Source organism: Exiguobacterium sp. SH3S3, assembly GCF_004337115.1.
GTDB classification, from domain to species: domain Bacteria; phylum Bacillota; class Bacilli; order Exiguobacteriales; family Exiguobacteriaceae; genus Exiguobacterium; species Exiguobacterium aurantiacum_A.
Genome location: NZ_SJUU01000005.1, coordinates 111,916 through 135,236, shown reverse-complemented (window position 1 = coordinate 135,236; position 23,321 = coordinate 111,916). Strand labels below are relative to the sequence as shown.

27 protein-coding genes are annotated in these 23,321 nt (G+C 53.5%); 18 read left to right on the top strand and 9 right to left on the bottom strand.

Going from position 1 to position 23,321, the window contains the following annotated elements:
- Positions 1-21: 21 nt before the first annotated feature.
- From EVJ28_RS06680 to EVJ28_RS06670, 3 genes are all read left to right on the top strand, one after another.
- The gene (locus EVJ28_RS06680; RefSeq protein ID WP_131488394.1) at positions 22-1,860 is read left to right on the top strand and encodes a methyl-accepting chemotaxis protein; all 1,839 of its coding nucleotides are present in this window, start codon (positions 22-24) and stop codon (positions 1,858-1,860) included.
- Between the two features lie 191 nt (positions 1,861-2,051).
- Positions 2,052-3,755: a methyl-accepting chemotaxis protein gene (locus EVJ28_RS06675; protein ID WP_131488392.1), complete on the top strand. Its 1,704-nt coding sequence runs from the start codon at positions 2,052-2,054 to the stop codon at positions 3,753-3,755.
- Positions 3,756-3,859: 104 nt separating this feature from the next.
- Entirely contained in the window at positions 3,860-4,609 is a 750-nt protein-coding gene (locus EVJ28_RS06670; protein ID WP_131470106.1) for an SDR family NAD(P)-dependent oxidoreductase, read from the top strand.
- 65 nt (positions 4,610-4,674) lie between these two features.
- On the opposite strand, the gene EVJ28_RS06665 is transcribed toward EVJ28_RS06670, so the two are convergent.
- Positions 4,675-5,556: a tetratricopeptide repeat protein gene (locus EVJ28_RS06665; protein ID WP_236633332.1), complete on the bottom strand. Its 882-nt coding sequence runs from the start codon at positions 5,554-5,556 to the stop codon at positions 4,675-4,677.
- Between the two features lie 128 nt (positions 5,557-5,684).
- On the opposite strand from EVJ28_RS06665, the gene EVJ28_RS06660 reads away from it, so the two are divergent.
- Complete coding sequence (locus EVJ28_RS06660) at positions 5,685-5,909, top strand: DUF3221 domain-containing protein (protein ID WP_131470105.1); 225 nt, start codon at positions 5,685-5,687, stop codon at positions 5,907-5,909.
- Positions 5,910-5,928: 19 nt separating this feature from the next.
- Entirely contained in the window at positions 5,929-6,093 is a 165-nt protein-coding gene (locus tag EVJ28_RS14205) for a hypothetical protein (RefSeq protein ID WP_167615699.1), read from the top strand.
- A gap of 17 nt (positions 6,094-6,110) precedes the next feature.
- On the opposite strand, the gene EVJ28_RS06655 is transcribed toward EVJ28_RS14205, so the two are convergent.
- Positions 6,111-7,379 (bottom strand): trypsin-like peptidase domain-containing protein, encoded by a 1,269-nt coding sequence (locus EVJ28_RS06655; RefSeq protein WP_161566955.1) that lies wholly within the window; start codon positions 7,377-7,379, stop codon positions 6,111-6,113.
- Between the two features lie 233 nt (positions 7,380-7,612).
- On the opposite strand from EVJ28_RS06655, the gene EVJ28_RS06650 reads away from it, so the two are divergent.
- The 4 genes from EVJ28_RS06650 (at position 7,613) to EVJ28_RS14365 (ending at position 10,778) form a co-directional block, all read left to right on the top strand.
- Positions 7,613-8,743 (top strand): AI-2E family transporter, encoded by a 1,131-nt coding sequence (locus EVJ28_RS06650; RefSeq protein ID WP_131488388.1) that lies wholly within the window; start codon positions 7,613-7,615, stop codon positions 8,741-8,743.
- Between the two features lie 227 nt (positions 8,744-8,970).
- Positions 8,971-9,747 (top strand): VLRF1 family aeRF1-type release factor, encoded by a 777-nt coding sequence (locus EVJ28_RS06645; protein WP_131470102.1) that lies wholly within the window; start codon positions 8,971-8,973, stop codon positions 9,745-9,747.
- A 104-nt stretch (positions 9,748-9,851) separates the two neighbouring features.
- Positions 9,852-10,412: an AAA family ATPase gene (locus tag EVJ28_RS06640; protein ID WP_070328491.1), complete on the top strand. Its 561-nt coding sequence runs from the start codon at positions 9,852-9,854 to the stop codon at positions 10,410-10,412.
- Between the two features lie 114 nt (positions 10,413-10,526).
- Positions 10,527-10,778, top strand: a complete 252-nt coding sequence (locus EVJ28_RS14365) for a dihydroxyacetone kinase (RefSeq protein ID WP_035386313.1) — start codon at positions 10,527-10,529, stop codon at positions 10,776-10,778.
- 55 nt (positions 10,779-10,833) lie between these two features.
- Here the strand turns inward: EVJ28_RS14365 and EVJ28_RS06630 are convergent, their stop codons facing one another.
- The 5 genes from EVJ28_RS06630 to EVJ28_RS06610 are packed head-to-tail and all read right to left on the bottom strand — an operon-like array spanning position 10,834 to position 14,779.
- The gene (locus EVJ28_RS06630) at positions 10,834-11,529 is read right to left on the bottom strand and encodes a carbohydrate deacetylase (protein WP_131456429.1); all 696 of its coding nucleotides are present in this window, start codon (positions 11,527-11,529) and stop codon (positions 10,834-10,836) included.
- Positions 11,522-11,818, bottom strand: a complete 297-nt coding sequence (locus EVJ28_RS06625) for a PTS sugar transporter subunit IIB (protein ID WP_131456431.1) — start codon at positions 11,816-11,818, stop codon at positions 11,522-11,524. The genes EVJ28_RS06630 and EVJ28_RS06625 overlap by 8 nt, the downstream gene beginning before the upstream one ends.
- Complete coding sequence (locus EVJ28_RS06620; protein WP_035386318.1) at positions 11,815-12,114, bottom strand: PTS sugar transporter subunit IIA; 300 nt, start codon at positions 12,112-12,114, stop codon at positions 11,815-11,817. Before EVJ28_RS06620 ends, EVJ28_RS06625 begins: the two co-directional genes overlap by 4 nt.
- A gap of 29 nt (positions 12,115-12,143) precedes the next feature.
- On the bottom strand, positions 12,144-13,463 hold the full coding sequence (gene celB / locus EVJ28_RS06615) for a PTS cellobiose transporter subunit IIC (RefSeq protein ID WP_131456433.1): 1,320 nt from the start codon (positions 13,461-13,463) through the stop codon (positions 12,144-12,146).
- Positions 13,460-14,779 (bottom strand): 6-phospho-beta-glucosidase, encoded by a 1,320-nt coding sequence (locus EVJ28_RS06610; RefSeq protein ID WP_131488386.1) that lies wholly within the window; start codon positions 14,777-14,779, stop codon positions 13,460-13,462. The genes celB and EVJ28_RS06610 overlap by 4 nt, the downstream gene beginning before the upstream one ends.
- A gap of 174 nt (positions 14,780-14,953) precedes the next feature.
- Here EVJ28_RS06610 and EVJ28_RS06605 point away from each other — a divergent pair, with 174 nt between their 5' ends.
- The 5 genes from EVJ28_RS06605 (at position 14,954) to EVJ28_RS06585 (ending at position 17,900) form a co-directional block, all read left to right on the top strand.
- Positions 14,954-15,670 (top strand): GntR family transcriptional regulator, encoded by a 717-nt coding sequence (locus tag EVJ28_RS06605; protein ID WP_131438913.1) that lies wholly within the window; start codon positions 14,954-14,956, stop codon positions 15,668-15,670.
- 141 nt (positions 15,671-15,811) lie between these two features.
- On the top strand, positions 15,812-16,033 hold the full coding sequence (locus EVJ28_RS06600; RefSeq protein ID WP_131456439.1) for a DUF6440 family protein: 222 nt from the start codon (positions 15,812-15,814) through the stop codon (positions 16,031-16,033).
- A gap of 33 nt (positions 16,034-16,066) precedes the next feature.
- Positions 16,067-16,771, top strand: coding sequence for an ABC transporter ATP-binding protein (locus tag EVJ28_RS06595; RefSeq protein ID WP_071398172.1), 705 nt, complete (start codon positions 16,067-16,069; stop codon positions 16,769-16,771).
- Complete coding sequence (locus tag EVJ28_RS06590; RefSeq protein WP_131488384.1) at positions 16,768-17,541, top strand: ABC transporter permease; 774 nt, start codon at positions 16,768-16,770, stop codon at positions 17,539-17,541. Before EVJ28_RS06595 ends, EVJ28_RS06590 begins: the two co-directional genes overlap by 4 nt.
- Positions 17,538-17,900, top strand: a complete 363-nt coding sequence (locus EVJ28_RS06585) for a VOC family protein (protein WP_131456443.1) — start codon at positions 17,538-17,540, stop codon at positions 17,898-17,900. The genes EVJ28_RS06590 and EVJ28_RS06585 overlap by 4 nt, the downstream gene beginning before the upstream one ends.
- A gap of 38 nt (positions 17,901-17,938) precedes the next feature.
- Here the strand turns inward: EVJ28_RS06585 and EVJ28_RS06580 are convergent, their stop codons facing one another.
- The gene (locus EVJ28_RS06580) at positions 17,939-18,415 is read right to left on the bottom strand and encodes a hypothetical protein (protein ID WP_145963151.1); all 477 of its coding nucleotides are present in this window, start codon (positions 18,413-18,415) and stop codon (positions 17,939-17,941) included.
- Positions 18,416-18,585: 170 nt separating this feature from the next.
- Positions 18,586-18,927 carry a nuclear transport factor 2 family protein gene (locus EVJ28_RS06575; RefSeq protein WP_131468873.1) on the bottom strand — a complete coding sequence of 114 codons (342 nt, stop codon included), beginning with the start codon at positions 18,925-18,927 and terminating at the stop codon, positions 18,586-18,588.
- Positions 18,928-19,478: 551 nt separating this feature from the next.
- Between EVJ28_RS06575 and EVJ28_RS06570 the strand changes: the two genes are divergently transcribed.
- From EVJ28_RS06570 to EVJ28_RS06555, 4 genes are read left to right on the top strand one after another with little or no spacing between them, the layout of a single operon-like run.
- On the top strand, positions 19,479-20,480 hold the full coding sequence (locus EVJ28_RS06570; protein ID WP_370253600.1) for a siderophore ABC transporter substrate-binding protein: 1,002 nt from the start codon (positions 19,479-19,481) through the stop codon (positions 20,478-20,480).
- 24 nt (positions 20,481-20,504) lie between these two features.
- Positions 20,505-21,497: an ABC transporter permease gene (locus tag EVJ28_RS06565; protein WP_370253598.1), complete on the top strand. Its 993-nt coding sequence runs from the start codon at positions 20,505-20,507 to the stop codon at positions 21,495-21,497.
- Positions 21,494-22,555, top strand: a complete 1,062-nt coding sequence (locus EVJ28_RS06560) for an iron chelate uptake ABC transporter family permease subunit (protein WP_131488380.1) — start codon at positions 21,494-21,496, stop codon at positions 22,553-22,555. The genes EVJ28_RS06565 and EVJ28_RS06560 overlap by 4 nt, the downstream gene beginning before the upstream one ends.
- The gene (locus EVJ28_RS06555; protein ID WP_131456453.1) at positions 22,552-23,304 is read left to right on the top strand and encodes an iron ABC transporter ATP-binding protein; all 753 of its coding nucleotides are present in this window, start codon (positions 22,552-22,554) and stop codon (positions 23,302-23,304) included. The genes EVJ28_RS06560 and EVJ28_RS06555 overlap by 4 nt, the downstream gene beginning before the upstream one ends.
- Positions 23,305-23,321: the final 17 nt, after the last annotated feature.

Genomic DNA, 23,321 nt, shown 5'->3' with positions numbered 1-23,321 from the left:
ACTTGAGAGGGGAATACATACATGGCATGGAAAGAAAAATGGACAGCGGCTGTACGTCGATTGAACCTGCGTCGCATCGATACCCGCCGCTTTACATGGAAACCGAAACAACGGAGACGACAAAAAGTAGAGACATCCGCGCCTTCAAGTAAAGGCCTGACGATTCGTCAAAAGTTATGGGGGCTCGTCATCCTCGCGCTCGTCATGGTCGCCGGTGTCGGCGGCTACTCGCTGTTGTCACTCGCCGACGCGAACCGTCAAGGCGACGATATCGTCAACAACTGGAATAAAGGGCTCGACTACGCCCACGAACTGAACACGCTCGCCGCGAACTATCGTGCGCTCGAACTCGAGCATATCGTGACCGAGGACGCGGCCGGGAAAGAAGAATTGATGGCGAGACTGAAAGAGATTCGGACCCGAATCAATGAACTCGCGCCGAAATATGAGGCGACAGCGTCAGGCGAGACGGACATAGAACTGTTTACGAACTTCGCCCGCCAATGGGAGATGTATCAACGCGTGTCAGACAACATGCTCATCTTTAGTACATCGGGCAACAACGGTATGGCCCGCTCGTACTACGATGCCCAGTCTCAGTCTACATATGATAACTTTACGCAACGCCTGACCGAACTCGTCGATTACAACTCAGGAGGCTCGCGGCAAGTCGGGGCGGACATGGAACGCAAGTTTCAACAAGCGCTCATCGCCTTACTTGCCGTGACGGTTGGGGCGTTTGTCATCCTCTTGTTCCTCGGGATGAGTCTACTTCGTTCAATCATCAAGCCGATGCGGATGCTTCAGACGAAATTCGATGAACTGGCATCACAAGGCGGAGATTTGACGATGTCGATCCCGGTCACGTCGAACGATGAGATCGCGCAAGTGAGCCGTTCATTCAACGTCTTCCTCGCCTCGCTTCGTGAGATTATGATTGATGTCGACGAGACGGCGAAAGTCGTGCTCACGTCGTCGCAAGAAGTCGCCGCGGAAGTGACCCAACTGAGCCGTTATATGGAAGAGACGTCAGGTACGGTCGAAGAACTGACGGCCGGGATGGAAGAGACGGCCGCTTCGTCGCAAGAGATGAGTGCCTCGACGACCGAGATGGGCAGCTCGATCGATACGATCGTCGAACTCTCGAACGATAGTGCCAAAACGGCAGAAAACGTCGAGCGTCGTGCCCATACGATGCGTACGCAAGCCATCGCCTCGAAGACGGAAGCGAACGCCATCATCCAGAAAAAACGCATCGAGCTCGATGAGGCGATCAAAGGTGCCAAGTCGGTCGAAGAGATCCGCGTCTTGACGAGTGCGATCCTCACGATTGCCGACCAGACGAACCTGCTCGCCTTGAACGCATCAATCGAGGCGGCACGGGCTGGTGACGCCGGACGAGGATTTGCCGTCGTTGCGTCAGAGATCCGCAAACTCGCCGAGAACTCTCGTCAAACCGTGAACGAGATTCAAGCGGTGTCGAATACGGTCATCGATTCGGTCGAACGGCTCAATACGAGCTCGGCGGATATGCTTACGTTCTTGAACACGAACGTGCTCACCGACTACGACCGGCTCGAGGAATCGGCAACGCAGTACGAAGAGGACGCGACCGTATTCGGCAAGACGGCGAACACGTTCGAGACGAACGCGCTGCAGCTCCGCCATATGACGGATAGCATTTTGCACGTCATCCAAGAAGTCGCGACGACGGTGACGGAAGGAGCGGACGGGACGCAGTCGATCTCAGAGAAAGTCCAACTGTCCGTCGAGCGGTTCAACGATGTCCAACAGCGGATGAACGAGACGGAACAGCGGGCGACCGAACTATCGAATCGCGTGTCACAGTTCAAGTTATGAGACAGGACCACAGTCAAACGACTGTGGTCTTTAATTGTGACAAAAATTGGAACATAAAACTGATAAAGATAGTCAATAAGAAGTCAGACTTCTTTTATTTGGTACATATTAGGTTTCGTCATCCGATATAAGAGTGGCAATACAAAATTAGAGAGAAGTAGAGGTGGGAGAGGACGTGTTCCTCAAAAGAGATGAAACGATTGAAAACACTGTCATTAACGCAAAAATTATTTAGTGGTATCGGACTTATTTTATTGTTCGTCGCGTTCGGCATGGGTTATAACTTATGGACGCTTCAAAATATGACGAATCAGTATGAAGATATGATCAGCCATGATGTGATGAAGATGAAGGCGGCCGACGAGTTATCACTCGGCATGACGCGTCAGGCGTATGGACTTCGGGGTTACATACTCGAGCAAGATGACTCGCGTCTCGAAGCAGAGAAACGTGGGTCAGAAGACAAGAAACAGGCGATTCAGACACTCATCGAACTTGCCGAGACGAAAGAAGAACAGACAGAACTCGAGAATCTTTTATCCTATGCAACCGGCTATGATGAGTTAGCCGCCCAATTGATTGCAGCAATCGATGAAGGGGACGAAGAGTCGATCGACCGACTCGCGCTTCGACTCATGCCGGATGTGACAGCTTCAATCACGGAGACGGGCGAGCGGTTACAAGCCGAGTCAGAGGCGGAGATGTTTGAGCAGCAACGAAGACTTGAAAAGTTAGGTGAGAAGGCACTCTTGTACTCCGCGGGAATCGCGATTTTCATCCTACTCTTGACGGTCGGTGCGGGCTACATCTTGAAACAAATGGTGACCGTCCCGCTCCGGATGTTGTCAGACGAAGTCGCCGTCGTCGCGAATGGCGATTTGACACGTGCCGACTTGGTCGCGCTGACACGTGACGAGATCGGGCAGCTCATGGTCGGCTTCAACCAAATGAAAGGCAACTTGCGCGAGTTGATCGATGAAGTGACCCGTAACGCCCAAGAGATCACGGCGCAATCGGAAGAACTTTACGCCAGCACGGAAGAGATGTCGTCTCAAACTGAAGAAACGACGCGGATGATCGAGGCGGTCGTCGAAGAGACGATTCAACAAGCGAAAGAAGCGACGAGCAGTGCCAAAGCGGTCGCTGCGGCCGATGAAGGCGTCGAACAGATCGCTCGTTCAATCGGGACGATCAGCGAAGACGTCGCGATGAGTCTAAAGCTCGCCGAACAAGGGGACGAGACGATTCAACAAGCGAAACAAGAAGTGCTCGCCCTCGAAACCGAGACACGAATGACCGGGGAATCGATTGCGGCGTTGAAACATCAGTCGGACGAGATCGCCTTGATCACGGAAGTCATCCAATCAATCACGGACCAGACGAACTTGCTCGCCTTGAACGCGGCCATCGAAGCGGCCCGGGCCGGTGAACAAGGCAAAGGGTTTGCCGTCGTCGCCGAAGAAGTCCGGAAACTCGCCGAGCAGTCGAAACAGTCGGCGACACGGATTGCCGGGTTGATCGAATCGATCCAAGTCCAATCGAACGCCGTGCTCGCAAGGCACGAACTCAGTGCGAAGCGGGTCGAGGCGAATACGAAACTGTTGGAGAAAGCGACAAACGCGTTCCAACAAATCGTCGTCCAACTCGAGACGTCGGTTGAGAACACGAAACATATTCGTGTCGCCTCAAACGAGATCGCTTTGACGACAAAACAAGTCGCCACGGCCGCCCTCGGGATTGCGACCGAGAGCGAACAGATGGCGCAGACGATGCGTTCGGTCGGCGAGACAGCCGATTCACAGCTCGCGATGATCCAAGAGTTGAACGGCGTCGCCGAGTCACTCGGGAACATGACGGGCGATCTGCAGACGTTGATCGGAAAATTCAATACATGACTTTAGCCGTCCTCGGACGGCTTTTGTACGTTCAAAGGATTGACGATGCTACGTTTCGGGAATTGCGGGAGAGAATGCAATTTAAACAGAAAAGGGGAATTCAGATGAAATATACGGTCATCACAGGGGCAAGTTCAGGCATCGGCTACGAGGCGGCGAAGCAGCTTGCCAAGCAAGGGAAATCATTCGTGCTCGTCGCGCGTCGCACGGACGAGCTTCAAAAATTGCGTGACGAGATCAAGTCGATCTCACCAGACAGCGACGTCATCCTCAAAACGAATGACTTGTCATATAGTGAAAACGTCTATGCACTCTATGAGTCGCTCGCCGACCTCGATATCGAGACGTGGATCAATAACGCCGGGTTCGGGGACTCGAATCTTGTGAAAGACGCCGAAGTCGGAAAAATGGAAAACATGATTCGTCTAAACGTCGAGGCGCTGACCGTCTTGTCGAACTTGTACGTCCGGGACTATCACAACGTCGCAGGGGCGACACTCCTAAACATCGCCTCGGTCGTTGGCTACCGCATCGCGGCGAAAGGGGTCACGTACAGCGCGACGAAGTTCTTCGTCAGCGCCTACACGGAAGGACTCGCCCAAGAGCTCATCCAAAACGGGGACAAGCTGCGGGCGAAAGTGCTCGCACCGGCTGCGACCGAGACCGGATTCGCGAGCCGGGCCCGCGAGGAAGAGAACTTTGATTATAGTGAGAACGTCGCGAAGTACCATACGGCCGAAGAGATGGCCGAGTTTTTAGTTCAATTGCTTGAGAGCGATGAAACGGTCGGCATCGTCAATCACGAGGACTACTCATTTGAACTGCGCGGACCGATTCACCCGTATATGGGGTGAGTTAGACAGCGTTCAATACCATAAGCCGACGACAGCCCGAACTCTTTTTGAGTTCGGGCTGTCGTTTAGGATTGTCGCATCGTATCCGCATAGCCCCCGGTCAGGCGGTGGGTCAGGCGATGATACCAGTAGCGCAGGCGCAGGCGATATACATACGTTCGGGACGTGTTCGGCAAGACGACGTTATCGATATAGTCGGCGAACATGGCGCGGAACATTTTGTCCTCACTATCGTCGTACGTCGCACTCCACATGCCGTGCTCTTCGACTTCGAGCAGCGTCGCGATCGTCTCGTCGTCGAGTTGGCCGTCTTCGGGCAAACGTTTGACGAGCATCTCGACCCGGTGGCTGCAAATCGAGGCATAGAGCGAATGGGCCCGCGGGTTTCGCGGATTCGCGTTCAAATAGCCGATTGCGGCTTTGAGCAGCTCGTCGTTCATCTCGAGCGGGATCTCGTCGAACGCTTGGAAGAATTCGAGCAACATCGGCACGGTCTCTTCGCTGAAACCGGCGAGACGGACGTAGTGCATGATGTGTAAGCCCGCTTCGCCGTAGAATTTACGATTGAAGTAATGGACGGCAAGGGCGCGCCGTGTCATCGGCACGTCCGGATAGCGCTCGACGGCGCGGCAGTAATGTTGCTCGGCCTCAAACGTAAACCCGGCGTCTTCGCTGAGGGCGCCGTGCAGGCAATGGATGAGGTAATGGTCGCCCATCGTACTCGCGGTTTCGAGCACTTGTCTGGCTGTCTTGAAATCGCCTTCGCGAATGAGCGGATAAGCGCGCATCGCCGGGAAGAACGGGTCGTTCGGGAAAGCCGTCTCGCCGCGGACGATGAGCGTCTCGATGGCCTCGGCGTTATAGTCTTCGATCAACTCTTCAAGGAGCATCATCTCAAGGAAGGTGCGCTGAAAGTCTGGGGTGTGTAAGTCGATGGTGTGTTTCAAATGAGGTCCCTCCCAGCTTTTGTGATTGTCGCTTTATTATACAAGTCAATCGCTTCATGAAGTAGCATTATTTGAAAAAATGGGAAAAGAAAAGAGGGGGAGCGCATTTGGGGGAAGGAGGAATCAACGTGGTCACGTTCACGGGCTATATCGTCGAACTCGGGGCAGCGCGAATTCGGGTCGCACCGAATTTGGAGGCTGAACCGTTCGACGGCATCGTGTTTCATCTAGACGAACAGATCGAGGACATATCGACGCTCTTGGTCGGCCAATTCGTGCGGGTCGAGCATAGTGAGATGATGACGAAATCATTGCCGCCCCAGGCGGCGGCGCACCGGATTGATGTGCTATGATGGATGCGAGGTGAGTCATATGGGACAGTGGAATTTTCTTTGGCTCGGCGGCGTCATCGCGCTGAGCGCATTTCTCGTCTGGCTCTTGCAAGACGCGATCCCGTTTTGGATGCTATCGATTTTGCTGCTGTTACTCGGGGCCGCGGTCGGTAACGTGCAACGCAAATTGAATAAGGGCGAGTAAAAAGCACGTCTTCCGATTTAGTCGGAAGGCGTGCTTTCTTCGTCTCGCTCTGTGGCAGCCGGTTTAGCTTTTTCTTCTTTAGCAGGCTTTTCTTCTTTAGCAGGCTTTTCTTCTTTAGCAGGCTGTTCTTGTTTAGCAGGCTGTTCTTTTTTAACAGGCTTTTCTTGTTTAGCAGGTTGTTCTTTTTTAACGGGCTTTTCTTGTTTAACGGGCTGTTCTTTTTCAACATGCTTTTCTTGTTTAGCGGGTTGGTCTTTTTTAACCGGTTTTTCTTCTGTGACCGGTTTCTCTTTTGGCTGATCTTTCGGTTTGCTTTCTTGCTTTTTGACTGGTTTCTCTGCTTCAGCCGCTGGTTTTTCAGGCGCCACCGGTTCTGCCGGTTCTGTCACAGGAGGTTCCGGCGTGACCGGTTCTTCTGTGACGGGAGGCGGCGTCGGTTCTTCAGCTGGCACTTCCGGTTCAACGACTTCAGGCTCTGGCGTTTCCTCTGGCGTTGCCGGTGCGTCTTCAACCGGCTCTTCGGCAGGCGCGGCCGGTTCTGGTGCAGCTTCCGGGGCCTCGGCTTCTGGTTGCGGCGCTGGCGCTGGTTCCGTCACAGGTTGCTCATTTCGAGGTGGCGTGATTGGTGCGACCGGTGCTAGTTTAGCTAACGGTGGCGCTGGTGTGTCCGATTCAAGAAACGCGAGCACGTCTTGTTCGAACAGGGCGACCGGGAGTGCTTTTGACTTGAGGTGCATGGCGAGTACCCGTCCATCTGCAGCAACAATCGGACTGCCGATTGCCCGTCTCGGGATATCGAACTCGCGCTCATACCCGGTCTCATTGAACGTCACCCGGCCTTCGATCCGTTTAGACGGCATGAGCGTGATGAGCGTCTCGTCCGCCGCAGCAATTGCGTGGCTGAACATGAACGGCGTCTCTTTCAGTTGACTGATTCGGATGACGGCGATGTCGACGGTACGTCCGACGACCGTTCCTTTTAGTTTCTTCCCGTCGTGGTCGATTGTCATCGTCGTCAAACCTTCAACATTATGGGCAGCCGTCAAGACGTCTTGCGGGCTGATCAAAAACCCTGTACCGGCACCGACGGAAAACAGACTGTTCTCAAGTGTCGCCAAATCAATCATCGAAGCGTTATCGGCTGAGACGGTGTCTTCGGCGACGTTCAAGTTGACTTTGTCAGCGAGTGAATCCGTCGAACGAGGAGCTTCTTTCAAATAGGCGACTGTTAAAATAGAGATGAATGCGATAAGTGCAATCACGGTCGGAATGGCAATCCATTTCAAGCGACGGGGGCGATGGCCACACGTCGGACAAGCAGTTGTTTTTGAGCGGGTCTTCGTTCCGCAGCGTGGACAAGTCACGAGGGTGACACCTTCTTTCATATACATAGATGATTAGCTATACCTTAAATAAAGAGGGGATAAACAATATTTTGATGGGGCAAGCAGATGGGGTTGGAATGAACTTCCGGAAATCGGGAATGAAATAGATATCCTTCAAGAAAGGGGAAACGTCCATGCAGCCCTTTTGGACAACGCGCGCGTTCCGTAACGGGATCTGGGTACTGCTCATTTTGACGATCATCTTCATGGCGAAACAAGTCGAGTTTTTGTTCTATCCGGTCGGTATCTTTTTCGCGACCGTACTGACACCGTTCTTGTTCGCCGGCATCTTGTTTTATTTGACGGTCGGTCTCGTCGATTTCCTTGAGATCAAATGGAAACGGCGTTCGCTCGCAATCATGAGCGTGCTCATGTTGTTACTCACGCTCGCCGTGTTGTTCGTCGTCACGCTCGGACCGCTCATCACAAGGCAACTGCTCGCGCTGCTTGACGCGTTCCCACGTTTTGCCGAAGGGAGCTACCGCCAGTTTTTGCTGCTGTACGGACGGCTCGAGGAATACGAATGGTTTCGGGACTATGCCGAGCAGAACGCGACATCGGTCGAGACGTGGATTCGCCAGTTGACCGACGCGCTCGGATCACTCATCGGCACCGTCGCCGGTTCGCTCGGACGCGTGCTCGCACTGATCGTGTCTGGACTGTTCACGTTGTTTATCGCCCTATTTTTGTACGTGTTCATGCTCATTGACGGGGGCAAGCTGTCGACGGCAATCGTACGTTGGATCCCTGAGGTGTACGAACAAAACGCCCGCCACATTTTGCATGACATGCATGAGACGATCAAACGTTACGTCCGGGCCCAGCTCATCGTCTGCACGTTCGTCGGCTTCTTCGCGACAATCGCTCTTTGGCTGCTCGACGTCCCGTTCTTCCTGCCGCTCGGTCTGTTCATTTTCGCAACGAACATCATCCCTTACTTCGGTCCGTTTCTCGGGGCCGCACCCGCCGTTCTGATTGCGTTCATCGACGAGCCGGTCAAAGCGCTCTACGTCATCATCGCCATCACCATCGTCCAACAGCTTGACGCCAACGTCATCTCACCGCTCGTTCAAGGCAAGTCACTCCGTGTCCATCCCATCACCATCACTCTTGTCCTGCTCGTTGCGGGACGCCTCGCCGGTATCGTCGGCATGCTGCTCGCCGTCCCATTCTATGCCGTCCTGAAAGTCACGTTCCTCAACTTGCAAAAACTATACGCGTTACGCAAACAGTCGAAGCTTCCGATCGAAAGGAATCAGGTCTAAATGTCTCCGAGAAAGGTTGAAAACATCTAAAACAGCTGACCAGTCTAGTGCCAACATCATTCTTTATGTCTACGGCGGGAACTTGTCTAGCGAAACCATTAAATGATATGTCGAACAACGGATGAGGAAGTTGTTAGAAGGATACAAGACAATTATTCAATGGTCGCAATCATGTCTGTGTTTATCACCGGTATCTTGTTGCTTTCATCTACTAAGGAGGGAACGACATGGCATTATCAACAGAACTCGGAAAAATTAAGCAACTGCATAACGCGGAGGCAGGCGTACTGAGTCTCTACTTAAGTACGAAGCCGAGCGAACGCGACAAGTGGGAGATTCATTTGAAGAATGAGCTGCGCCGACTCGAACAAGAAATCAAGAGCGGGGACGAGGCGAAGTTGAAAGCGTTCAAGGGCGTCCGGGAACGGGCCGAGCGTGAGATTATGGGCAACGAACATAAGCTGTTGCGCAGTATCGTCTTGTTCGCGGAAGGAAACGATGGCTTGTTCGAGCTCCACTTCCTGCAACTCGATGTCGACAATGATTTCCATTACGGCGACAAGCCGAATTTGGATCAAATCGAGAAACTTGACGCTGAATTCCCGAACACGGGCATCTTGTTGGCTCAACTCGACAGCATCACGGTGTACGATACGCGGCTCGGTGAAGTCGAAGACATCGTCGTATTCGATCTTGATTTAGACACCGATCAATGGAGACGGTACCAAGGCCGCGGAGCTGGTGGACATGCATCGTCGAGTAGTCAAGTCGACCAATTCGACAGCCGGAAAGAAAAACAAGTCCGACAATTTTATCGCGACGTCGCCGGTGAGATTCGCTCGCTGCACAAGAAGCACAAATGGAGCGATGTCGTCATCATCGGGCAAGACCGGAGTGCCAACTTGTTGAAAGACGAACTCGACATCGACATCGAGCGCGTCGTCAATCGGAACTTAGGTCACGCCGAGGAAGAAGAAGTATTGCGCCGGGCGTTCGAACAATAAAAAGTAGCGAGTGACGTCTCATGTCGCTCGCTTTTCGCTCTTCCTACTCGAGGACTCGAGCCGTATGGTATGCTAGCAAGAAATGGATAAAGGACGGGGGAAGAATGAAGCTTGTCATACTGATCGGTCCACAAGCTGTCGGCAAGATGACGGTCGGACAGGAGCTTGCGAAGCAGACAGGGTTGAAGTTACTGCATAACCATATGACGATCGATCTCGTCAGCCCGTTCTTTGATTACGGGACGGACGAGGGGCGCCGGCTCGTCCAACTGTTTCGGCACGAGTTATTCGAAGCGGTCGCGAAAAGCGATCAGCCCGGCTTGATCTTCACGTTCGTCTGGGCGTTTGATATGGAAGAAGACCGGACCTACATCGAAGGAGTGGCGGAACTGTTCGAGTCGCACGGGGCGGACGTCTACTACGTCGAACTCGAAGCGGACATCGAGGAGCGGCTCGCCCGGAACACGACCGAGAATCGGCTGGCACATAAGCCGACGAAACGGGATATCGCTTGGTCCGAGGCCGAATTGAAGCAGACGGCGACGCTGTACCGCTTGAACTCGCGTGACGGAGAGATCGATGTCGACAACTATTTGCGGATCAATAACACGGACCTTGATGCCGAAACGGTCGCGCGACAGATCCAACGCCAGTTCAACCTTTAGAAGTTTGAAGAGCGACGGCTGATTTGCCAATCGGGACGAAAAGAGATAATCTAGCACTAGATAGTAACCATTACATTCTTTGCAGTCTATCCATTGAAATGCGAGGTGAACAAGATGATAGAATTCAAATATGATACACAACTGTTGATCGAAGGGGAACAACTGTCCGAAGATGCGATATTTGAGTACATCAACACAAGCTTCGCGGGAGATTGTTTGTTGGCAGTCGGGGACGAAAATCTAATCAAGATTCATTTTCACACGAACGAACCGTGGGATCTCGTTAAATATTGTGCGTCGCTAGGTGAGATTTACGATATTGTGATCGAAGACATGAGTAGACAAGAAAGAGGTCTACCTGGTTAATCTACGAACAGAAAAGAGAGTTGTTCGCCGGCAAACGGTGAACAACTCTCTTTTTCTACACCCACCAATCAGGGCGCTCATAGTCGATCAATAGCTGCTTTTCCAGTAAGCGTTGCACGAGGTAAGACGTGACGCTTGGTAAAATCTCATCGATGTCGGCCGGGTGGACCATGACCTCGATCGAGTCGCCTGGTTGAATTGCGTCGAGCGTTGCCCGAGACACACCATCGCCGTAGAACTGGTCACTGAACCGCTCGGTCACCCACAAGTCCCGTCGTGCGTCGAGTGTCGTTAAGGCCCGAAACGTCGTGCCGTATTCTTCGGCGAGACGGACGATGACGTCTTGGATCGCCGGCCAGCCATGGACGTGATGATGGCTGTCGAGGTGATGGAGCGACAGTCCCGTCGCGCGGAACGCGTCGATTTGCGCTTTCCACTCGAGGTAGACGAGCTCAGGGTCGGGTGCCGCTTCCGTCAGAAACCGGTTCGTGTAGCGGAACGTCCCGTCTTCTTTCGTGAGCGGTGTACTTGTCTTTGCGAGCGGCCGTCCCCACGTCAAGGCGAGGTGCACGCCGACGTGTAAGGCGGGATGAAGTTTTGCGAGCGCGACGGCTTCATCGACGGCATAGCCGTTCATCATAAGTGTCGCCGAATTGACGATGCCGTGGACGTGACTGTCGATGATGCCCCGGTTCACGCCGGTCGTCAATCCGAAGTCGTCGGCGTTGATCAAGACGTGCGTCTTATGCATTTTGCACGAGACCGAGCGCTTGGTCGAGCACTTGGTCGCCTTTCATGAGCCCGTAAGCCATATTGTCGATGACGGCGACCGGTACCGTGACGGATGCTTTGATCTTGCCTTCGAGGTAGCGGACTTGTGGTCCGATCAAGATGACGTCGACGTTCGTTTGTTCTTTCAAGCGCGATTCCGGGATGGCATCGATTGTCGCGTCCAAGCCACGTGCTGCGGCCTCGGTGCGCATTTTTTCAACAAGGATCGATGTCGACATACCGGCCGAGCAGACGAGTAAGATGTTCATTTCAGTTCCTCCAATTGGTTGAGTCGAGTGATCATGTCGACCATCTCGATCGCAAGTTCTTTGACGGTCATTGCCGTCATCAAGTGATCTTGGGCGTGGACGAGCAGGACGCTCATGTCGCTCGTCGCACCGCGTGCCTCTTCCTGCAACAGTTCGGTTTGAAGCTTGTGGGCTTCTAAAAACGCCTCATCCGCTTCTTTCATTTTCGCTTCGGCGAGTTCACCTTCGCCGCGTTTGGCGGCGGCGATCGCCTCGAACGCCGACGAGCGGGCGTTTCCGGCGTGTAAGATGATCATGAACGATAATTGTTGGATGCTTTCTGTCTTCAACTGATTTTCTCTCCTTCGTTGACTTCTGCTTTATTTTTATTGATTTCGGCCGTCATCGCTTTCGCCCCTGCCATGACGAACGGGATATACATCGCCGTCGCGATCGTCAAGTTGACGAGTTGAAGCAAGACGCCGCGGACGCTACCGCCGGTGACGAGGTAACCGCTGATGATCGGTGGCGTCGTCCATGGCACGATGGCGACCGTCTTCGGTACCATGCCCGTTGAGAGGGCGACGTACGACACGATCGTGAGCGTGACCGGTACCAAGATGAACGGGATCAACATGACCGGGTTCAAGACGATTGGGAGACCGAAGATGACCGGTTCGTTAATGTTGAACAGTCCGGCCGGAGCCGACAGTTTCGCAACTTGGTGGTACGGGTGGTTGCGCTGTTTGCGGACGACGATGAAGATGGCGAGAAGCAGGGCGAACGTCGTACCTGATCCGCCCATGAAGACGAATGAATCGAGAAACGGTTTAGTCACTGTGTACGGGACATCATAAGCCGACACACCTGCTTGGAACGCGGCCAAGTTTTGCTCGATGAGCGGGAGATAGATCGGCTCGATGACCGAACCGATGATGTTCGTGCCGTGAAGTCCGAAGAACCAAAGGATATGGTTCAAGAAGGCGATGACGAGACCGGCCGCGAGCGAGTCGCCGAACCCTTGAAGCGGTTGCTGGATGACTTTGAAGATGACTTCAAAAATGCTGAGCTCGACTTGGAGTGTCATGAACAGTTGAACTCCGGCGACGAGCGTCAAGATGAGCATCGACGGGATGAGTGCTTGGAACGAACGGGTGACCCCACCCGGTACGCCTTCCGGCATCTTGATCGTCAGTTTCGTGTTGATGAGGTAACGGAACAGTTCGGTGACCGCGATCGAGACGATGATGGCGACGAATAATCCTTGGGCACCGAGCCAAGCGAAGTTTAAGCCCCAGTCTTCTGTGACCGGCACGAGCATGATGTATGACGCGACCGATAAAATACCGGCGGCGAGTCCATCGACCCCATATGACCGGGCCAAGTTATACCCGATCGAGAAAGCGACGAGTAACCCGAGTATGGCGAACGAGGCCGTCCAAATATTGCCGCCGAGTCCTTGCCAGCTGCCTTCGCCGAACGCATTGTTCATCATGCCGACGAAGTCGAGCGAGAGGCCACCTAAATTGATAGCCGGGAAGTTGTTAATAAGGACAGCGAGCGAACCGACGATGATGAGCGGCATGACGGAGACGAAGCCGTCACGGATGGCGACTAAGTGTCGCTGGGAGCCGATGCGCCCAGCGATTTCGATAAACTTGTTCATGAGTAAACCTCCTTCTTGAATTGGGGTAAGTACGCTTCGTGCGCGTCGAACAAATCGCGCAAGAGCACATCGATTTTCTTCTCATCTTGGATGAGCGGGTTCATCAGGCAGGCGAGGTAGGCGTCGTTGTATGAGCCGGACATCGCTGCGCGGATGGCGAGCTGTTCAAACGTCTTCAAATTAGTGATGAGTCCTTTGATCGGGAGCGGTAACGCACCGATTGAAATCGGACGTGGACCAGCCTTCGTGATGACGGCGTTCACTTCGATGACGGCGTCGTCCGGTAAATCGCGAATCGCGCCGCGGTTCAGTGTGTTCACAGTCTGGATATCACCGCGGTCGTTGTAGATCGAGTCCATCAAGTTGCAGGCGGCGTCGGAATAATAGGCGCCGCCGCGCTGTTCGAGCTCAACAGGCTTCACGTCGAGTTCGACGTCTTTGTATTTCTCGAACAGTTGCGCCTCGACTTGCTGGACGACCTCGGCGCGCGTGCCGTTCTGTTCATACGCCGCTAGATCTTTCGCGAGTACGTCCGCCGTTTGGAAATAGTATTGATGGTACGGGTTCGGCAACATGCGGAGCGATTTCAAGAACGACTCGCTCCAACCGAGCCCGACGATGTTCGCCGGCGAGTAGTCGGTGCCGGCGTTCAGTGACGCGAGTACGTCGTCCGTACGATCGACGCCGTCGACCCAGACGTGGCGGCCGAACACGAAATGGTTGAGTCCGATGAATTCGATGGCGACACGTTCGACCGGCGTGTCTAAAATCTCCGCGACCGAGTTGCGCATGTTGAACGGGATGTTGCAGACGCCGATGACGTTTTTGTGGGCCGAGTGCTGCAAGACGGCCTCGGTGACGATACCGGCCGGGTTCGTGAAGTTGACGAGCCACGCGTCCGGGCAAATCTCCGCCACCTCATTAGCGAGCTCGACGAGGACCGGGATCGTCCGGAACGCTTTGAACAAACCACCAGCACCGTTCGTCTCTTGACCGATGAAGCCGTGCTTGAGCGGGATGCGTTCATCCAAGGCGCGGGCTTTCAGGCCACCGACGCGGATCTGCGTCGAGACGAAGTCGGCGCCAACAAGTGCGGCTTTCCGGTCGAGCGTCCAACTGAGTCTGATGTCTGCGCCTGCCTTTTGAATCATCCGTTCGGCGAGACGGCCGACGATGTCTAATTTGTCTCTCCCTTCCTCGATGTCGACAAGAACGATCTCCCGAACCGGAAACGTCGCTTGCCGCTGGATCAAACCTTCAATGATTTCGGGGGTATAACTCGAACCTCCACCGATGATGACGACCTTGACTGCCATAGTGCCAACTCCTCCTTGTGAAAGCGATTTCTTTTTGTTGTAACAAATATAACAAATAGTACAACTTGTCGCAATGTAAAAAGTACAAATAATACAAATTGTTTTTTGTATTTGCATTTGTATGTTTGCTGTATCAGAATAAAGGAAAGAAGGATGACACAAAGGGGTGACAGAATGTCGCAGTCGACGCTTCAAACAGCCATCAAAGAAGAGTTATTGTCCCGCATCAAGAGCGGGCATTATACAGAAGGCGAGAAATTCCCGACCGAGTACGCGTTATGCGAAGAGTTCGACGTCAGCCGGACGACGGTCCGCGGCGCGCTCAACCAGTTGACGACGGAAGGCTATCTCGTCCGCCAGCAAGGGCGCGGCACGTTCGTCGCCGGGAAGAAAGTCCGGCAGACGTTATCGCATACACCGAACAATTACGCGGCCCAGCTCGCCGTTCAAGGCAAGCGCGGCCAAGTGTCGCTCATCGACTTGTCGGTCGTCTCGGCGAACGCCCAGCTCGCCGACGTATTCACGGTCGACGAACAAGCACCGATCCAAAAGATCGAACGCATCCGTCACGCCGACGGGGAGCCGACGCAATACGAGGTCTCGTTCATCCCGTGGCAGATCGCGCCGGGTATCACGAAAGACCAGGCCGAGCATTCGCTGTTCCAAACGCTAGCGGAAGTCCACGACGTCCACGTCGCCAAGACGACCGAGGCGCTCGAGATCGCGCTCGCCGACGAACGGATAAGCGATCTTCTCGACTGTCCGCTCGGAACACCGTGCTTTTATATCGAGACGGTGACCGAGGACGCGTCGGGAAAAACGATCGAGTACTCACGTTCATATTTCCGAGGGGACAAGACAAGTTTTGTCATCGAACGGAGTTATTCCTAAACACGCCGAGGTCGGCGTGTTTTTTTAGAGTCATATTAAACAAAAATGAACGGGTTAAGGATTTGTCAGCCTTGGAGATATCGCATTCATTGAAACAAAGGGTCATGTTGCGTACAGTTAACAGTAGGAAGGCGGGATGTCATGTTATTCAAGAAAAAAACAGACGAGGAAGTGACAAGGGCGACGCGTTTCCAAGTCAAATTGACGGAACAGTTGCCGGAACTTGGCCAAGTTATGGTACTCGTCGACACAGCGACCGGTGTCAACTACATCCAGACATGGGTCGGGACGGGTGGTGGCATCACGCCGTTACTTGATTCAAACGGTGACGTCGTGGTCGACGACGTGTCTAACTTTCAGTAAATAGGGATCGGATCGAGAAAGGATTGAAGGCACATGCACATTATCGAATTCATTGGGGTCAGTCATAACGACATCCTACATAACATCACCGGCTACTTCCGCGAAGGCCGGATCACGACGTTCGTCGGACCGAGCGGCGCCGGCAAGACGACGTGCCTGAAGCATATTAACGGGCTACTGTCGCCGGACGCGGGCGACATTTATTTCAAAGGCGAGAACATCCGCGATATCGATGTCATCGCGCTCCGGAAACAGATCGGCATGGCGTTCCAAAGCGCCCCGATGATCGACGGGACGGTGTACGACAACTTGAATTTACCGAAAGCGATTTTCGGGGAGACGCTCGACCGGGATAAAGCGACAGAGCTGCTCGGAAAAGTCGACTTGGACGGCATCTCGCTCGACCAACCGATCAAGACGTTGTCCGGCGGGGAGCGGAGCCGGGTCGCCATCGCCCGGACGCTCGTCAATAAACCGGACGTCTTGCTGTTAGATGAGATCACGTCGAGCCTCGACTACCGGACGGTGAAAGAGATCGAGCATTTGATCGTGCGACTTCAAAAAGATTTCGGGGTCACCGTCATTTGGATCACCCACGACCTTGATCAAGCGAGACGGGTCAGTGATGACATGTGGTTTTTACGGAACGGGGAATTGATTGAGTTCGGGGACGCGTCGTTCATCGACGAGTCGGACAATCCGATGATCGGACGTTTCGTCAGGGGGGAAGAGCTATGACGTTCATCGAACTGATGACTTCCTTGATTTTTGTGGCGATTCCGCTCGGATTGGCGTTATTTTTGAAGCTTGGTCTCGAGCGTGACATCGTCATCGCGACGGTACGCTCGATCATTCAACTGTTGTTGGTCGGCTACATTTTGACGTTCGTCTTCGAGAGCGATAACCCGGTGTTCATGCTGCTCATGATCCTCCTCATGATCGGGGCGGCGACGCAAAACATCATCAAAAAAGGGGACGGCATCCCTGGCATCACCTGGATGATCGTCCTCACGCTCGTCACGGTCGAATCGGTGACGATGGGGCTCATGCTCGGGCTCGGCATCATCCCGTTCGAGCCGGAGAAAATCATCCCGATCAGCGGTATGGTCATCGGTAACTGTATGGTGTTATCGCTCCTGTTTTTGAACAAGTTCAAGGACGAGGTCGAACGGAGCGACGAGGTCATCGAGCTCATCCTGTCGATGGGTGGGGCTCCGAAGACGGCGATCGAGCGGAGCTTGAAGAACGCCATCCGGACGAGTATGATCCCGACCGTCGAGGCACAAAAGACGATGGGACTCGTCCAGCTTCCCGGCATGATGAGCGGTCTCATCATCGGCGGCGCCGACCCGATGGAGGCGGTGTTGTACCAACTGCTTATCTTGTTCCTCATTTTGACGACGGCGACGATCTCAGCCGTCATGGTCGGCTATATGTCGTATCCACGCTTGTTTAACCAAAAACTGCAGTTCATCGGATTGACGTATCGGAAGGGGAAAACGACATGATCACAGGCATCCATCACGTCCAAATCACGATCCCAAAAGGTGAAGAAGCGAGGGCACGCGCGTTTTATTGCGATATGCTCGGCTTGAATGAAATCGACAAACCGGAGTCGCTTCAAGGACGAGGCGGGTTTTGGCTTCAAGTCGGCGACCAAAGCGTCCATGTCGGTACCGAGGACGGGGTCGATCGGCTGAAAACGAAAGCACATGTCGCCTATACGGTGACTGATCTAGCGGAATGGGGACGGAAACTCGAAGCAGAAGGAATCGAGCGGATTGAAGGGATTCCAATCCCTGGATTTGACCGGTTCGAGTTCCGCGACCCGTTCGGCAATCGGGTCGAGATGATTCAGGCGATATGAGAAAAGGGAGCGCCCAAGTGGGTGCTCCCTTTGTCGGTTCACGAGATGCCGAACAGTTCCGTGACGGCTTTCCAGCTCGATGGGTAGGCGTTGCTGCCGGAATGCTGATGGATCAGTTTCCCGTGACGTTTCACAACAAGGCTCCACTGCGTCCCATCGGTGGTGTAATATCCTTTTTCTTCAAACACTTCAGGCCAACGATGTGAGGAGAGGGCGACGAATCGTTCGTGGACGCGTATCGCATCCTCCTTTTCGTACCAACCTGAGCTTGGGATTGCTACGCTCAAGTCGTAATCTTCGCGCCAAATCACTTCTCGTTTGACCGACCCGTCTTCAAAGAACGTCAACGTGGACTCGTTGTGGACACCGAAGCCACCGACGGAGAACGTGACGGTGATAGTCGGTTTCTTTTTACGGATGGCATCGAGCGGGATCGTCGGCTCGAACATCAATTTCTTTCGGCGTGACTCCATAAGCGCTAACTTCTCTTCTAACGTGGCTCTCGGTCGTCGCATGACCGGTTCAAAGTGATTGCGTGTGCTATATGTATTCAATTTTGTCGACCCTCTCTTTTGATGTCATTCATACGTGAATTATAGGACATCCGGACAAGGCGGGTGAGTAAAATAAAGGGTAGGGTGAACAGAAAAAAGGGAACGCTTAAATCGGCGCGCCCTATCTATCGTTATTGTGCAGGTGTCCCTTGATGGAATCGCATTTTCCATACGCCGTCAATCCTGACCCAAATCGAGCTGCGAAGGGTGGTCTTCTCAGTCGCGTGATTCTCGGTTCGATACGTAGCGAGCACGACATCGTCGCGGATGACCTCGAGATTGAAGTCGGAGAGTGTGATGTCAATCTCTCCAAGGTCCATCGTATTCGTGTCGTCTTCTTTGTATAAGACGCGACCGGAGCTGCCGATTTCAAAAAAATCTTCGGTCAACAGTTCACGCAACCGCTCCGGCGACGTCCGTACTTCCGTCGTCAATAACAGGCGTTCTTTCTCTTCGATCAATGGTGCGAGCATTCGCGTCACTCCTTTCTAAAAACGTTAGCCGTGTACCGTATTCGATTTCCCGAAATTCATGACGATGACACCGAGCACGATGACGATAAGCCCGGTCGCGACCGGATCGAGCTATGTACGAGTGTCGACAGAATAAGTGAACGGAATAACGAAACTTGGGAAGGGGGAGTCGCATGGAGAATCAAACACCGAAACGGCCATTTTTCATCCTCTTTTCGTTCACTTACACGTTCGGATTATTTCTCATCTACAGCATTCTCAAACGAAAACGAGACAGGCGAAATTGAACTTTAACTCTTTAGAAAGTGGTCTCGTACCACTTTCTTTTTATTTTGCGTTAGATAGTAGGAAAAATATTTCCAATCTCTTTTTGAAATTTTGGCATTGCGCATCCTTTTTTTGTTTGCTATGCTTCTCAATGAAAACGACAATGATAATCATTATCAATGAGAAAGTATTCCTGTGACTTACATAGACAAAACCAACAACCGGGATGCCGTTCGATTGAGAAGGTTGTCAGCGTACTCAATACATATAGGGAGATGGAAAAAGTGGGGAAATTGAAAGCATCAATCATGGCGACATCGCTCGTCTTGTTACTCGCGGCGTGCGGGAACGAGAATGAGGCGAAAAATACGGGCAACGCGGAAGCGGAAGCGACACCGAAGACGGTCGAGATCACGGACGCCCATGGCAAGATCGAAGTACCGGTCAACCCGGAGACGGTCGTCGCACTCGACAACCGGACGTTCGAGACGCTCGCAGAGTGGGACGTCGAACTCGCGGCGGCGCCGGTCGGCTTGATGCCGGCTGAGTCACCATACGTCAAAGACGAAGACATCGTCGACGTCGGCATGCACTTCGAGCCGAACTTAGAAGCGATCGCCGGAGTCGATCCGGACGTCGTCATCGTCGGTCAACGTTTCGCCGACTACTACGAGGACATCAAAAAGTTGGTCCCGAATGCGGCTGTTATCGACTTGAACATCGAACTACCGGAAGATTCAGGCACACCGGGTGAGATTTTAGTCCAAGGACTTGAAGACACGACACTCACGCTCGGTCAAATCTTCGACAAAAACGAAGAAGCGGAAGACATGGTCGCTGACCTCGGGCAATCAATCGAAGACGCGAAAACAGCTTATGACGGCGAAGACACGATTATGTCGGTCATCGTCTCAGGTGGCGACATCGGATTCTCAGCTCCAATCAGCGGCCGCGTATTCGGACCGATGTACGACATCTTCGGCTGGGTGCCAGCACTAGAAGTCGAGAAGACGACAGGCGACCACCAAGGCGACGAAGTATCGGTCGAAGCGATCGCCGAGAGCAACCCGGACTGGTTGTTCGTACTTGACCGCGACGCACCGCTCGCTGACGCGGAAGGCGCAGTCCCGGCTGAAGACGTCATCGATAACGCACCTGCACTTCAAAAGACGACAGCCGTCAAGGAAGACCAAATCGTCTACACACCGAAAGACACGTACTTGAACGAATCGATTCAAACGTACTCGGAATTCTTTGAGAGCGTCGCAAAAGCGCTCGCGAAGTAACGGGGTCACGTTGTGCAAAATCCAATACTAGACAGGGTTGAGACGAGTGCTCAACCCTCCTTTTCTAACATTTGGACGAAGTCGTTCATCTTTGCCATGCTCGTCGTCCTGATGCTTGCGATTCTATCGCTCTTCACCGGTGTATACGACATTAGTAAAGCGGACGGCTTCGATATGTTTTGGATCACGCGGGTCCCGCGGACGGTCGCGCTCATGTTGACTGGTGCCGCAATGGCGATGGCGGGGCTCGTTATGCAGTTGATCACGCAAAACCGATTGGTCGAACCGACGACGACCGGCACGATTGAATGGGCTGGTCTCGGGTTGTTGGCAGTCTACTTGTTAGTCCCGGCACCGTCACTCATGATGCGTATGACGGGAGCAATCGTATTCTCGTTTATCGGAACGATGGTATTCTTTTGGTTTTTACGGTCGGTCAAACTTCGTTCGTCCTTAATCGTCCCGATTATCGGACTCATGCTCGGGGCGGTCGTCTCGGCCGTGTCGACGTTTCTTGGATTGTTCTTCCGGGCTAGCCAGACGCTCGAAGGCTGGTTCGTCGGCTCGTTCGCCTCGGTCCAAGTCGGACGTTATGAATACTTATGGCTCATCATCATCACCACGTTCTTTATTTTCTTACTCGCGAACCGGTTGACTCTCGTCGGACTCGGGGAAGATATTGCGACGAGCCTTGGCGTCAACTACAACTTATTGATGTTGATCGCAACCGGCTTGATTGCGTTATCGGTCGGGGTCGTCGCGACCGTCATCGGTAACTTGCCATTCCTCGGCTTGATCGTCCCGAACCTCGTTTCGATGTTCCGCGGTGACGACCTCCGCAGCAACTTGCCGTGGGTGTGTGTCATCGGGATGGGGGCGATTCTTGTCAGTGACTTGATCTCCCGAACGATCATCATGCCGTTCGAGTTGCCGGTGTCACTCATTCTCGGGACGGTCGGCTCGGTCGTGTTCATCGCGATTCTGTTGCGACAACGGAAGACGGGAGGTGTACGATGAGTACGGTCATGGAGAGAGAAACTTACGAAGAAGACGTTCGTCCGCTAAGCGGGAAAGAGCGGAGCGCGTCTGCGTTTCGCTCAAAAAAAGAAGAACGCCGCTATTGGGTGTTCCTCATCGCTTTCATTATTGGGGGTCTGTTATGCGCGTTCGGTCTTCTCGTCTACAACAATCCGGTCCCGTTCGACTCACCGTCATTCATGCCGGTCGTCGAGCGCCGTGTCGTCGCCGTCATCACGATGGCGATTGCGGCACTTTGTCAAAGTCTCGCGACCGTCGCGTTTCACTCGGTGACGAACAACCGCATCATCACTCCGTCCTTACTCGGGTTTGACGCGCTCTATTCAACGATTCAAACGAGTATGATCTTCTTCTTCGGGGCTGGGGCTTTGGTCGGTTTCAGCGGGACGGGTGCGTTTTTGAGCCAAGTTGCCGTCATGGTGCTGATGAGTCTTCTGTTGTACGGCTGGCTGTTATCGGGAAAATACGCCAACCTCCAACTGATGCTCCTCATCGGGATCATCATCGGGACCGGGTTGAACTCGGTGTCGACGTTCATGCGCCGCATGCTCGCACCGTCCGAGTTTGATCTGTTGCAGGCGCGTCTGTTCGGTTCGGTGACGAATGCGGACGCCGCCTACTTCCCAATCGTCATCCCGATCGTTGTGGTCGTCGGTGTCTTGCTTTACTTGTTCTCGAACCAGTTGAACATCGTCGCGCTCGGGAAAGACATGGCGACGTCGTTCGGGGTGAACCATCGCCAAAGCGTCATCTATACGCTTATACTCATCTCGCTCTTAATGTCAGTGTCGACGGCCTTGATCGGACCGCTGACGTTCTTCGGCTTCTTGGTCGCGACGCTCAGTTATCAGGTCGCGGCGACGTATGACCATAAATACGTCTTCCCGATGGCGTTCGCGCTTGGCTTCTTCGTACTGACGAGCGCATATTTTTTTATTTATCACATTTTCAATGCACCGAGTGTCGTGTCCGTCATCATCGAATTGTTCGGCGGTGTGATTTTCTTAGCGGTGATATTAAGGATGGGGTCCCTATGATACAAATCGAGCAAGTAAAAAAATCGTATACGGACGACGTCCAGATCGGGCCGCTCGACCTTCAAATCCCGAAAGCTGGATTCACGTCGTTGATTGGTCCGAACGGGGCCGGCAAGTCGACGACGCTCATGATGATTGGCCGTCTGCTCAACTTGGACGAAGGACAGATCCAAGTCGCAGGGATGGACGTGTCGAGCACGAAATCGAAAGACTTGGCGAAAATCATCACGATCTTACGGCAAGAGAACCATTTCGTGACGCGTCTCACCGTACGACAACTCGCCGGGTTCGGCCGTTTCCCGTACTCAAAAGGGCGGTTGACGCAAGAGGACGAGCGCATCATCTCGAAATATATCGACTTCCTCGACTTGACGAGTTTGGAGCACCGTTACCTCGATGAACTGTCGGGCGGTCAGCGCCAACGCGCTTACGTCGCGATGGTGCTCTGTCAGGAGACGGAATACGTGTTGCTCGACGAGCCACTCAACAACTTGGACATCGCCCGCTCGGTCCAGATGATGGAGTACTTGCGCCACGTCGCCGACGAGTTCGGCCGGACGATCGTCACCGTGCTCCACGACATCAACTTCGCGGCCAAGTACTCGGACCGGATTTGTGCGATGAAAGACGGCAAGATCGCCGCCTTCGGTACGGTTGATGAGATCATGGTCGCCGAGACGCTATCCGATATCTTCGAGACGAAGCTTGAAATCATTCAAGGACCATACGGACCGATTGCGGTCTATTAATAGAAGGAAGGAGTGAC